We start from the raw sequence: 12,820 nt of genomic DNA, 5'->3' as shown, positions 1-12,820 counted from the left end.
GCCAGTGCCCAGTCGGGCACTGGCCACCCCGGTATCCGGGAGCAGCACCCCGGAGCAGCCGGGACCTACGGCCCACGGCCGCGAAATGCCCCTGAACCACGGAGAGTTCGAACCCTCATGAGCAACAGCACCACCCCCCGCCCCATACGCAAGGCCGTCATCCCCGCCGCCGGCCTGGGCACCCGCTTCCTTCCTGCGACGAAGGCCACTCCCAAGGAGATGCTGCCCGTCGTCGACAAGCCCGCGATCCAGTACGTGGTTGAGGAAGCCGCCGGGGCCGGACTCTCCGACGTCCTCATGGTGACCGGCCGCAACAAGCGCCCTCTTGAGGACCACTTCGACCGCAACTACGAGCTGGAGTCCGCCCTCACCAAGAAGGGCGACGCCGACCGCCTCGCCAAGGTGCAGGAGTCCAGTGACCTGGCGACCATGCACTACGTCCGCCAGGGCGACCCCCGGGGCCTGGGCCACGCGGTGCTGTGCGCCGCCCCGCACGTCGGCGACGAAGCCTTCGCCGTCCTCCTCGGCGACGACCTGATCGACCCCCGCGACCCCCTCCTCGCCCGCATGGTCGAGGTCCAGCAGACGTACGGCGGCAGCGTCGTCGCCCTCATGGAGGTCGACCCCCAGCAGATCCACCTTTACGGCTGCGCGGCCGTCGAGACCACCGCCGACGGCGACGTCGTGAAGATCAGCGGCCTCGTCGAGAAGCCCAGCACCGAGGACGCCCCCAGCAACCTCGCCATCATCGGGCGCTACGTCCTGGACCCGGCCGTCTTCGACGTCCTGCGCGAGACCGCGCCCGGCCGCGGCGGGGAGATCCAGCTCACCGACGCCCTGCAGACGCTGGCCGAGGACGAGAAGGTCGGCGGCCCCGTGCACGGCGTCGTCTTCAAGGGACGCCGCTACGACACCGGCGACCGCGGCGACTACCTGAAGGCCATCGTGCGTCTCGCCGCCGAGCGCGCCGACCTGGGCCCGGACTTCAAGACGTGGCTGCGCGGCTACGTCGCGGAAGAGATGTAGTCCCTCCGCCACCCCGCCCCACCCCGTACACCCCCTGCTCGACCGCACGAAGGAGAACCCCATGATCGGCCTGGTACTGGCGGCGGGCGCCGGACGGCGTCTGCGTCCCTACACCGACACGCTGCCCAAGGCGCTCGTCCCCGTGGACGGCGACACCACCGTCCTGGACCTCACCCTGGGGAACTTCGCGAAGGTGGGGCTGACGGACGTCGCGATCGTCGTCGGCTACCGCAAGGAAGCCGTCTACGCACGCCAGGCCGAACTGGAGTCGAAGTACGGCGTGAAGCTCACGCTCATCGACAACGACAAGGCCGAGGAGTGGAACAACGCCTACTCCCTGTGGTGCGCCCGCGACGTCCTCAAGGAGGGCGTGATCCTCGCCAACGGCGACACCGTCCACCCGGTCTCCGTCGAGCAGACCCTCCTCGCCGCCCGCGGCAACGGGCAGCAGATCATCCTCGCCCTCGACACGGTGAAGAACCTCGCCGACGAGGAGATGAAGGTCATCACCGACGGGTCCGGCGCCGTGCAGAAGATCACCAAGCTGATGGACCCGGCATCCGCCACCGGCGAGTACATCGGCGTCACGCTCATCGAGCCCGACGCGGCCGAGGCCCTCGCCGACGCCCTGCGGACGACCTTCGAGCGCGACCCCGACCTGTACTACGAGGACGGCTACCAGGAACTCGTCAACCGCGGCGTGCGCATCGACGTCGCACCGATCGGCGACCTCAAGTGGGTCGAGATCGACAACCACGACGACCTCACCAGGGGCCGGGAGATCGCGTGCCAGTACTGACCCGGCTGATCCCCTCGCCGGTCGTCGTCGACATCTCCAGGGGCGCCCTGGACGATCTCGCCGGCGTACTTGCGGACCAGCGGATCTCCGGCTCGGGCTCGCTCGCCGTGGCCATCAGCGGCGGCTCGGGACGGGTGCTGAAGGAACGCCTGGCACCCGTCCTGCCCGGCGCCGACTGGTACCCCGTCACCGAGGGCACCATCGACGCCGCGGTCAAGCTCGCCGACGACATGAAGGGCCGCAAACGCTACGACGCGGTCGTCGGACTCGGCGGCGGAAAGATCATCGACGTCGCCAAGTACGCCGCGGCCCGCATCGGACTGCCCATGGTCGCCGTCGCGACGAACCTCTCGCACGACGGCCTGTGCTCCCCGGTGTCCATCCTGGACAACGACAACGGACGCGGCTCCTACGGCGTACCCACGCCCATCGCGATGCTCATCGACCTCGACGTCATCCGCGACGCCCCGCCCCGCTTCGTACGCTCCGGAATCGGCGACGCCCTCTCCAACATCTCCGCGGTCGCCGACTGGGAACTCTCCCACCAGGTCAACGGGGAGAAGGTCGACGGTCTGGCCGCCGCCATGGCCAGACAGGCCGGCGAAGCCGTACTGCGCCACCCCGGCGACGTCACCCAGGACGCGTTCCTGACCGTGCTCTCCGAAGCGCTCGTCCTGTCCGGCATCTCCATGTCGATCAGCGGCGACACCCGCCCCTCCTCCGGCGCCTGCCACGAGATCAGCCACGCATTCGACCTGCTCTTCCCGCAGCGCGCCGCGCTCCACGGCGAACAGGTCGGCATCGGCGCCGTCTTCGCGATGCACCTGCGCGGAGCACGCGAGGAGGCCGGACTGTTCGCCGACGTACTGCGCAGACACGCACTGCCGGTGCTCCCCGGCGACATCGGATTCACCGTCGAGGAGTTCGTCACCGCGGTGCGGTACGCCCCGCAGACACGCCCCGGGCGCTTCACCGTCCTCGAACACCTCGACCTGTCCGAGGACGGCATCAGGGACGCCTACCACACCCTGGTGAAGGCCGTCGGACAGAGCCCGGACAGCCACAGCGGCGGGCGCTAGCCCGGTTTGACCCACCGGTCGAGGTCCCGTAACTTTGACCGTCGGCGTCTTTTGTGCGCCAAACCCCTGAGCAACCCCCTCCCGGGCCACTTCGGTGCGCACGGGAGAGGCCGCTCGTCCTGTTCGCGCCGGAAGCGGCTGGCATCAGGGGTCCCGTCTTCGAGTGAGAGTGAGATCCGCGTGTACGCCATCGTGCGCAGCGGTGGTCGCCAGCACAAGGTTGCTGTCGACGACATCGTTGAGGTTGACAAGATTTCCACTGCCAAGGTTGGCGACACGGTCGAGCTTTCGACTCTGCTCGTTGTCGACGGCGACTCCGTCACCAGCGACCCGTGGGTCCTGGCCGGGATCAAGGTCACGGCCGAGGTCGTGGACCACCACAAGGGCGAGAAGATCGACATTCTCCGCTACAAGAACAAGACCGGTTACCGCCGTCGCCAGGGTCACCGCCAGCAGTACACGGCGATCAAGGTCACCGGTATCCCCACGGCTGCGAAGTAAAGGGACTGAGACATGGCACACAAGAAGGGCGCATCGTCCACTCGGAACGGTCGCGACTCCAACGCTCAGCGGCTCGGCGTCAAGCGCTTCGGCGGCCAGGCCGTCAACGCCGGTGAGATCCTGGTCCGCCAGCGCGGCACCCACTTCCACCCGGGCACGGGCGTCGGCCGTGGCGGCGACGACACGCTGTTCGCCCTCGCCGCCGGTGCGGTCGAGTTCGGCACGCACCGTGGCCGCAAGGTCGTGAACATCGTTCCGATCGCCGGCTGAACAAGCCTGCCTTCTTTCCGGACCCTCTCACTGAGAGAGCGGTCCTGAGCGATACACAGCACGTTCCGAGGGCGGACGCTCTTTCCCGGGCTACGGGGAAGCGTGTCCGCCCTCGGCGTGTTACGTATGTAGACATTCCGCATGACCTGTACTGGAGGACACCCATGACCACCTTCGTGGACCGCGTCGAACTGCATGTCGCCGCGGGTAACGGAGGCCACGGCTGCGCCTCCGTACACCGTGAGAAGTTCAAGCCGCTCGGCGGCCCGGACGGCGGCAACGGCGGACGCGGCGGCGACATCATCCTCGTCGTCGACCAAGCAGTGACCACCCTGCTCGACTACCACCACAGCCCCCACCGCAAGGCCACCAACGGCCAGCCCGGCGCAGGCGACAACCGCTCCGGCAAGGACGGCCAGGACTTGATCCTGCCCGTGCCGGACGGCACCGTCGTCCTCGACAAGGACGGCAACGTACTGGCCGACATGGTCGGCCAGGGCACCACCTTCATCGCGGGCGAAGGCGGACGCGGCGGCCTCGGCAACCTCGCACTGTCCTCGGCCCGCCGCAAGGCCCCCGGCTTCGCGCTGCTCGGTGAGCCCGGCAAGTCCCGCGACATCGTCCTGGAACTCAAGACCGTCGCCGACGTGGCCCTGGTCGGCTACCCGAGCGCGGGCAAGTCCTCGCTGATCTCCGTGCTGTCCGCGGCCAAGCCCAAGATCGCGGACTACCCGTTCACCACCCTCGTCCCCAACCTCGGCGTGGTGACGGCCGGCTCCACCGTCTACACCATCGCGGACGTCCCCGGCCTGATCCCCGGCGCCAGCGAAGGACGCGGCCTCGGCCTCGAATTCCTGCGCCACGTCGAACGCTGCTCGGTCCTCGTCCACGTACTGGACACCGCGACCCTGGAGTCCGACCGCGACCCGGTCTCCGACCTGGATGTCATCGAGGAGGAACTCAAGCTGTACGGCGGCCTGGACGACCGTCCGCGCCTCGTCGTCCTCAACAAGGTCGACATCCCGGACGGCAAGGAACTCGCGGACATGATCCGCCCGGAGCTCGAAGCCCGCGGCTACAAGGTCTTCGAAGTGTCCGCCGTCTCCCGCACGGGGCTGAAGGAACTCTCCTTCGCCCTCGCGCAGGGCATCTCCAAGATGCGCGCCCGCAAGCCCCAGGAAGAGGCGACCCGCATCGTCATCCGGCCCAAGGCCGTCGACGACAGCGGCTTCACCGTCATCAAGGACGAGGAAGAGAACGTCTTCCGGGTGCGCGGCGAGAAGCCCGAGCGCTGGGTGCAGCAGACCGACTTCAGCAACGACGAAGCGGTGGGCTACCTCGCCGACCGCCTCAGCCGCCTCGGCGTCGAAACCCAACTGATGAAGGCGGGCGCCCGCGCCGGCGACGCTGTCGCCATCGGCTCCGACGAGAACTCCGTCGTCTTCGACTGGGAGCCCACCGTCATGGCAGGCGCCGAGATGCTCGGCCGCCGCGGCGAGGACCACCGCCTGGACGAGCCCCGCCCGGCGGCCACGCGCCGCAAGGACCGCGACGCGGAGCGGGACAACTCGCAGCAGGAGTACGACGAGTTCAAACCCTTCTAGGACGGGATGCGCGCGACGTCGTACCGCGTACGGGGCGCACGCGACGAACAGCGGGACACGCGCGTCCTGGTACGCGAGGCACGGGACGTAGTACGGCAGGCGTGCGACGCGGGTCCTCGCGCACGTACGAACCCACCGCAGGGCCCGGCTGCCGGAGACGTCTCCGGCAGCCGGGCCCTGCGGCCTTCCCGGACACCGCCCGACAGCCGCGGACCCTCCGCGAACCGGACGGCACAGGGCCCACCGCCCTCCACCGGGCCCCGCACGGGGACATACCCTGGGAGGCCCGTGGCCGTCGCAGAGCTGTGCGCAGGACCACGTCGCGCCCGCAACCAGCCCGCGAGGACCGGTGCAACAGCATGAGGAGCAACAGGGTGGAACCCGCACGGAACGGGGCGGCAGTCAGCGTCGTCGTCATCGTCCACAACGACGCCGACCACATCACCACCGCCGTCGAGTCCGCCCTCGCGCAGGGCACCGCCGTCGGCGAAGTGATCGTCGTCAACGACGCCTCCACGGACGGCACCCGCCAACAGGTCGACGCCCTCGCCGCCCGCCACCCCCGGGTGCGGCCCCTGCACCGCACGGACAACAGCGGCGGCTGCGGCACTCCCCGCAACGACGGCATCGCCGCCGCCGCACACCGCTACGTGATGTTCCTGGACAGCGACGACGTCTACCCGGCGGGCGCCGTCGACGCCCTGCTGGCCGCCGCCACCGAGGACACCGACGTCGTCGCCGGGCAGTGCGTACGCCGCGAACTGCCCGAAGGCCGCGACACGATGTGGGCTCCCGCCCTCTACGACCCCGCCGCGGGCGCCACCCTGCCCGGCACCGTCCTCGACGGCATCGGCGCACACCCCGAATTCCTGCTCGACACCCTGTCCGTCAACAAGCTCTACCGGCGCGAATTCCTCAGCCAGCACGCCGCGGCCTTTCCCGACGGCGCCTTCCACTACGAGGACTTCGTGTTCACCGCGAAGGTGTACGCGGCCGCCCCCCGCCTCGCCGTCGTCGCCGCCCCCGTCTACGTCTGGCACGTACGGCGCGACGCCGCAGACCTGTCCATCTCGCTGCGCCGCGCCACCATCGCCAACTGGGAACACCGTGTGGAAGCACACCGCCGGGTCGTCGAAGAGCTCCGCAAAGCGGGACAGGAGGCACTCGCCGTCGCCGCGCAGACCAAGTTCCTCGACTACGACCTGCCCATGTACGTACGGGAACTGCCGCAGCGCAACGCCGCCTACCGCACCGACTGGTGGCAGGCCACGCGCGCCCATCTCGCCGCCTTCGACGAGGAGGCATACGAAAAAGCCGAGGCCCCGTCCCGCTGGCTGGCCCGCGCCCTGCTCGCCTGGCAGACCCCGGCCGAACTCGCGCGCGTGGTGGCACTGGCCGCCCAGCCGCCCCGACTGCTGCCTCCGACGCACGTCAACAGCAACGGCACGCCCGTCCTCTCGCCCGAGCAGCCCGAAGTGCTCCTCGACGGGCTGGCCGACCTGCCCGCCGAGAAACTGCCGGTGACCGTCAATGGCACCCTCACCGTGGGGTCCACCCTCACCTTCACCGTGACGGTGCCCGAACTCCACGGGCTGCTCGCCCCCCTGGAGCCGCAACGCCTCCTGCTGCGTCTGGCGGAACAGCGGGACGCCCGCCCTGCCCTGGAGCGAGAACAGCCCCTGGTGCGCAGTGACGACGACGCCTGGCGGGCCCGGTTCTCCGTCCGCGCCGGCGACCTGGCCGACCGCGAACGGCTCACGGCCTGGCGGGTACGGGCCGACGTCGTGTGCGCCGACGGCTCCCGCATCCCCGCCGAGGTGCGGGCCGCCACCCCGGACACCGCACGCCGCAGTGTCGTCCTCGCCGGGGGACGGCCCCTGCTCGTCCAGGCACACGTGACGCCCCGACAGGCACTGATGGTGCGCGTCGTCGGCGGACTACAGGGCGGACTGGACGTGGTGGGCCGCCGCCTCAAGAGACTGACGCGCAAGTCGGGCTGACGCGCGAGGCGACGCAGCCGGACAGAGAAGGGCCCCCTCCGCGCGTCGCGGAAGGGGCCCACCTCCTGAGGTGCGAGCGGCCGGTGCTGCTACCGCTCCAGGAACGTGAAGAGCTCTTCCCACCGCTGCGTGATCGACTCGGGGGAGTAGCGCCGAACGTTCTCCCGGGCCGCCTCACCCATCCGGTCCCGCAGTTCCTGATCCTGCATCAGACGCACCAACTGGCGCGCGAGCTCAGGAGTGTTGCCGGGACGGGCCAGCAGCCCGTCGACGCCGTCCTGGATGATCTCGTGCACACCCGGCGCACAGTCGAACGCCGCGCACGGCACCCCGCACGCCATCGCTTCCAGCAGCGCCAGCGGGAACCCCTCGCCGCGCGAGGACTGCGCGAACACCGAAGCGCCGTGCAGGGCGCCGACCACGTCACGGGTCTGCCCGGCCCATTCGACCGAGTCGTCCAGCCCCAGATCCGAAGCCTGCTTCTTGAGCGAGTGCTCAAGCTCGCCCGCGCCGTACAGCTTCAACTTCCAGCCCGGCACCTGCGGTGCGGCGTCCGCCCAGGCGTCGAGCATCATGTCGAGGCCCTTCTGGTGACTGAGCCGCCCGATACTCACGACCGTCTTCTCCGAACGCGGAGAAACCGTTTCGGGCATCATCGGCAACGGATTCGGCATGAAACCGACGTTGTTGAGTCCACGCACCGCCCACATGTCGGCATCCTCCTGCGTGAGCAGCAGCAGCCGGTCGACGTTCTTGTAGTGCTTGAGGACGCGGTTGAAGCGCGAGGACTGGCGCGAGTACTCGTAGCTCTCGTGGCTCATCCCGATGACCGGATGACCGGCGGTGTCCGCCAGCTCCACCCACTCCATCGCCCACACCTGGGTCACGACGATCATCGCGCCCGGGGCGGCCGTACGGAACATCCGGGACAGCTTCGCCGAAGCCTCCCGCACTCCCGCCTCACGCCGCGAGTTGTGCAGCCGCGCGGCCACGTCGACCTTGCCGCGCACACCCGTGACGGGTTTGCGCCCCGGGGGCCGCCGGTCGTACAGCGTGACCGTCTTGAACGGCGGGTTCTCCCCGAGGTCCATGGGAACCTCGGAGGGCGCGATACCGACAATGGTCACCCGGTGGCCGCGCTCCGCCAGCAGCGCGGCCATCTGGGCCTGCCAGCGGGCCACACCGCCGAGTTCGTCGACCTCGTTGGCCACGAAGAAGATGTCGCGTCGCTTCACCGGGCGCCGCCCTTTCCTCCGAAGAAACGGTCCGCGATCTGCGCGGCCGCGTCACCGTGGTCGTACTCGCCGTACCGGTCCACGAATTCCTTCACCTGCGGCCCGTACTGATCACGGACACCGTCCAGGTCCTCCAGCACCGCGTACAGCGCCTCCTCATCACGCGCCACCGGCCCCGGAGCCGTCTCGATCAGGTCGAAGTACGTGCCGCGGATGTCCTGCGCGTACTCCTCCCAGTCGTACGCGAAGAAAATCATCGGACGCTGCAGCAGCGCATAGTCGAACATCACGGACGAGTAGTCCGTGATCAGCGCGTCCGACGCCAGGAGCAGCGGCGTGATGTCCGGCTCTTCCGACACATTGATGACGCGTCCGGCCATCGCCGGCGGCAGCGCCACCTGATTGAGGTAGTGCGTGCGCACCAACAGCGTGAACTTGTCTCCGAACCTCTCGGCCAGCGTCTCCACGTCGAAGGGGAACTCGAATTTGCGGACCTTGCCGCCGGCGTTGGCCCGGAACGTCGGCGCGTACAGCACGACCGGCAGCCCCGGGCGGATGCCCAGGCGCTTCTTCAGCTCCGCGACCTCCCGGCTCTCCTCGGTCGCGTCCCGGCCCTTCACCAAGGCGTCGTTGCGCGGGTAGCCCGTGCGCAGCAGCTTGCTCTCCGGGATCCGGTAGGCACGCGCCAGCGTCCGCACGTCGTGCTCCGTACGGACCACGAAGTGGTCGAAGCGGTCCAGTGACGCCTGGTACGCGGCCTGCTCACCCTCCGACATCAAGCGGTAGCCGGGCTCGTCGAAGCCCATGCGCTTGAGCGCGGAACCGTGCCAGGTCTGGATGTACGTCGTCTCGGGACGCTTGCGCAGCTTCAGCGGGAAGCCCTGGTTGTCGACCCAGAACTCGGCCTGGGCGAGCGCCCGCAGATACTTCCACGACCAGCGCTGCACCAGCTCGACGTCCGCCGGGAAACCGACCGGCTTGGCGCCCGCGTACGACCAGATGGCGTGGATCGGGGCACCACGCCGCTTCAGCTCCTCGTACACGGCGCGAGGGCTGTCGCTGTACTGCTTGCCCAGGTGGCTCTCGAAGACGACGGTGCCCTTGCGGACGGGCAGCGCCTTGATCATGCGGTGGTAGCCGTCGATCTTGCGCGGCCCGGAGTTGAGGTCCTTGCGCACGTCCCGGGCCTTGCGGTACGTCGTCTTGGCGATCCGCGCGGGCAGGCTGTCCATGTTGTTCCGGATCAGCGCACGGGCCTTCTGCGAGGCCGCGCTGTGCTGCACGACGTGGAACGCCAGGTGGCCGCGCCCGGACACCTCCGCCTCGATGCGGTCGCCGGCCAGCCGCGTCAGCCGGGGACGGACGGTCAACAGGCCCGTGCGCTCTATGTCGGTGCTGCCGACGGTGATCGCGCTGACCGTCGTTCTGCCGTCGACCTTCAAGTGCATCCGCACGTTCCACACGTCGTCCACGATGCCCAGCGGACGCAGCTCCTTGGCCAGCGGAAGGGTGGCTTCCCAGAACACCCTGTCGCCCTCCACCCGCACACTGCTGACGGGGAAGCGGAACGACTGGAAACCGGCGCGGCGCGCCTTGAGGACGATCTCCGCGGACAGCTTCGCGTCCGGCCCGACCTTGCCCAGCGGGTTGACCACCGCACCGCTGACAACGACGTCCGAGGGGCGCTCGGAGTAGCTGACCAGACGGTTGCGAAGGTCCAGCTTTTCGACCGGCTTGGTGTGGTAACCGAGGTCCGTGACGTCCAGCAGGGCGCGCGCGTGCGGGTCCTCCAGGTGCTCCTCGCACCAGTAGATCCGGCCGTCCTTCTCCACCAGTGGCACCGCGAGCTTGCTCCGGTTCAGGAGCATGTCGATCGCTGGCATCAGGTTGTCCCAGTCCTCCTGAAGGAGGAGGTACGCGCAGATGGCGTGGGCCGGGTGCAGTTCGCTGTACGCCTCGGGGGCGAAGGACTGCACGTACTCCCGGGCCATCCCGGCGAAGGCGTGCCGGTAGTCGTCGTCCAGAAACGGCAGTTCGCGCAGGTAAAGGACCAGGTCGTGCTTCAGGAACTTGATGTCCTTGTGCAGCTTCAGGTCGTCCATGCCGCGGGATTTGAGGATTTCGTCGATCCGCCGGTGGATCTCCACCCGGTCCGCGAAATTGTTGATTTCGTTCCGGCGGTTACTGATTGACTTCTTTTCGGTCTTCTCGACCACGTTCCAGTAATAAACAGTATTCGGAATCAGGGTGATGCGAGAAGCCGCGAGATAGGCCTGCGCGGAGAAAAGGAGGTCCTCGTAATGAATCCGCTTCGGGAAGGAGAGGTTGCTCTCGATCAGGAATTCGCGCCGGTAGCACTTGTTGGTCGACAGAGTGTCAAAGACCAGCAGGTCGGGCAGTTCGGCGACGGAGTCGAGCGTGCGCGTGGAGTGGTACAGCCAGCGGTACCACTCGGTCGTCTTGCCGTGACGGCTGTCGACGTGGACGCGCAGACACAGCCCGGACACCAGGTCCGCTCCGGTGGTCTCGGCGGCTTCCAGCATGTTCCGGCACGCGTTGAGTTCAAGAGTGTCGTCGCTGTCCAGGAACATCACATAGCGGCCGCGGGCCACAGCGATGCCCTGGTTGCGCGGCTCGCCGCAACCGCCGCTGTTCTCCTCCAGCTGGATCGCACGGACCCGATCGGGGTGTTGTGCCGCGAGTTTCCTGGCCACGGTGTACGAACCGTCCGTGGAACAGTCGTCCGCGATGATCACCTCGACGTTGCGCAGCGTCTGGTCCAGGACCGACTGCACGGCCGTCGGCAACCGCTCGGCATCGTTGTAGACGATGACCACAACGCTGATGTCCGGCACGGTCGTCACGGTCGTCGGGAGGCTGTCCGGCGAGGGAGACGGGCTTGACAAGGCCACCTCTGTGTTCACGTCCTCGATACGTTTCGATTACTGATCCCCCACGACGGCGGGTCCGTGGGGGATGGCCGACTGGGGGACAACCCTGAAGGATCTTCGGGATTTCGGCAGTCCCGGTCAGGCTAGCCTACGGACGAAGCCCTCCCGTCCCCGCCCGCAGACGCACCGATCGGCGGTCATTGCCGCTCTGTATAGTGCCTCCATGACTTGGCTGGTAACGGGCGGTGCGGGATACATCGGCTCACACGTGGTAAAGGCTCTCGCCGACGGCGGTGAAAGCGTCGTGGTGCTCGACGACCTGAGCACCGGAGACGAAACGCGGATTCCCGCGGGCGTCGCCCTGGAACGAGGATCCGTACTCGACCGCGCAGTGCTCGACGCCGTCCTGGAGCGGCACGCCGTCACCGGCGTGGTGCACATCGCCGCGAAGAAGCAGGTCGGCGAATCCGTGGCCCGACCGCTGTTCTACTACCACGAGAACGTGGGCGGCCTGCAGACCGTTCTCGAAGCGTCGGCCGCCGCCGGAGTCAAGCGATTCCTCTTCTCCTCCTCGGCGGCCGTCTACGGAATGCCCGACGTGGAACTGGTCACCGAGGACACCCCCTGCCAGCCACTGAGCCCGTACGGCGAGACCAAGCTGGCCGGCGAATGGATGGTCGAAGCGGTCGGCCGCGCACACGGCATGGCCACCGCCTGCATGCGCTACTTCAACGTGGCCGGCGCCGCCTCCCCCGAACTGGGCGACCCCGGAATCTTCAATCTCGTGCCGATGGTCTTCGAACGGCTGGAGGCCGGCCGGTCGCCGCTGATCTTCGGCGACGACTACCCGACGGCAGACGGCACCTGCGTCCGCGACTACATCCATGTCGCCGACATCGCCTCCGCACACGTCGCCGCGGCCCGCAAGCTCGCCGCCGATCCCGACGCCCGCCTCGTCCTCAACATCGGCAAGGGGGAAGGCGTCTCCGTCGCCGAGATGATCGACGTCATCCGCGAGGTCTCCGGCCACGAGGACATCAAGGCCGAGATCGCCCCGCGCCGGGCCGGCGACCCCGCCCGGGTCGTGGCCTCCGCCGAACGCATCCGCACCGAACTGGACTGGGAAGCCCGCCATGGCGTCCGCGAGATGGTCGAGTCGGCGTGGGCAGGCTGGCGCCACCGCCACCCACAGGGCTGACTGCCAAAAGCGCACATGTCGACGGCGGGCCCCGGAACCTCCTGGGGCCCGCCGCCCCGGCGTTCGCGTCCTCCCCGGCTGCGACCTCCGCGCCGCGACCTTCTCGGCCCCGTGACCGGTATCGGCCGTCCCCCCGTCCGGCCACCGGAACTGCGCAGCGGGGCGCCCCTGCCCTCACGTACATTGCGGGCAGGCAGCAACAGGGCGACCCGAGGGG

General features: G+C 68.8%; 10 protein-coding genes. 8 read left to right on the top strand and 2 right to left on the bottom strand.

Annotation, left to right across the window (positions count from 1 at the left end):
• Positions 1 to 117: 117 nt before the first annotated feature.
• The 7 genes from galU (at position 118) to HNQ79_RS34410 (ending at position 7,279) form a co-directional block, all read left to right on the top strand.
• Positions 118 to 1,026, top strand: coding sequence for a UTP--glucose-1-phosphate uridylyltransferase GalU (galU, locus tag HNQ79_RS02840; protein ID WP_185026404.1), 909 nt, complete (start codon positions 118 to 120; stop codon positions 1,024 to 1,026).
• A gap of 61 nt (positions 1,027 to 1,087) precedes the next feature.
• Entirely contained in the window at positions 1,088 to 1,825 is a 738-nt protein-coding gene (locus tag HNQ79_RS02835) for a phosphocholine cytidylyltransferase family protein (protein ID WP_185026402.1), read from the top strand.
• Positions 1,813 to 2,904: an iron-containing alcohol dehydrogenase family protein gene (locus HNQ79_RS02830; RefSeq protein ID WP_185026400.1), complete on the top strand. Its 1,092-nt coding sequence runs from the start codon at positions 1,813 to 1,815 to the stop codon at positions 2,902 to 2,904. Before HNQ79_RS02835 ends, HNQ79_RS02830 begins: the two co-directional genes overlap by 13 nt.
• Positions 2,905 to 3,084: 180 nt before the next feature.
• On the top strand, positions 3,085 to 3,405 hold the full coding sequence (rplU, locus tag HNQ79_RS02825; protein ID WP_185026398.1) for a 50S ribosomal protein L21: 321 nt from the start codon (positions 3,085 to 3,087) through the stop codon (positions 3,403 to 3,405).
• Between the two features lie 12 nt (positions 3,406 to 3,417).
• Positions 3,418 to 3,675 (top strand): 50S ribosomal protein L27, encoded by a 258-nt coding sequence (gene rpmA / locus HNQ79_RS02820; protein WP_018103204.1) that lies wholly within the window; start codon positions 3,418 to 3,420, stop codon positions 3,673 to 3,675.
• Between the two features lie 164 nt (positions 3,676 to 3,839).
• Positions 3,840 to 5,279, top strand: coding sequence for a GTPase ObgE (obgE, locus tag HNQ79_RS02815; RefSeq protein ID WP_185026397.1), 1,440 nt, complete (start codon positions 3,840 to 3,842; stop codon positions 5,277 to 5,279).
• Between the two features lie 374 nt (positions 5,280 to 5,653).
• A complete protein-coding gene (locus tag HNQ79_RS34410; protein ID WP_229923135.1) occupies positions 5,654 to 7,279 on the top strand; it encodes a glycosyltransferase family 2 protein in 1,626 nt (541 codons plus the stop codon).
• Between the two features lie 89 nt (positions 7,280 to 7,368).
• On the opposite strand, the gene HNQ79_RS02805 is transcribed toward HNQ79_RS34410, so the two are convergent.
• Both HNQ79_RS02805 and HNQ79_RS02800 read right to left on the bottom strand, forming a co-directional pair.
• Entirely contained in the window at positions 7,369 to 8,514 is a 1,146-nt protein-coding gene (locus HNQ79_RS02805; protein WP_185026392.1) for a glycosyltransferase family 4 protein, read from the bottom strand.
• Positions 8,511 to 11,369 (bottom strand): bifunctional glycosyltransferase/CDP-glycerol:glycerophosphate glycerophosphotransferase, encoded by a 2,859-nt coding sequence (locus HNQ79_RS02800; protein WP_185026390.1) that lies wholly within the window; start codon positions 11,367 to 11,369, stop codon positions 8,511 to 8,513. Before HNQ79_RS02800 ends, HNQ79_RS02805 begins: the two co-directional genes overlap by 4 nt.
• Before the next feature lie 259 nt (positions 11,370 to 11,628).
• Here HNQ79_RS02800 and galE point away from each other — a divergent pair, with 259 nt between their 5' ends.
• Positions 11,629 to 12,603 (top strand): UDP-glucose 4-epimerase GalE, encoded by a 975-nt coding sequence (gene galE / locus HNQ79_RS02795; protein WP_185026388.1) that lies wholly within the window; start codon positions 11,629 to 11,631, stop codon positions 12,601 to 12,603.
• Positions 12,604 to 12,820 lie beyond the last annotated feature (217 nt).

This window comes from Streptomyces candidus, assembly GCF_014207445.1.
GTDB classification, from domain to species: domain Bacteria; phylum Actinomycetota; class Actinomycetes; order Streptomycetales; family Streptomycetaceae; genus Streptomyces; species Streptomyces candidus.
The sequence above is the reverse complement of the archived record's forward strand: the minus strand, read 5'-3'. Positions and strand labels throughout refer to the sequence as shown.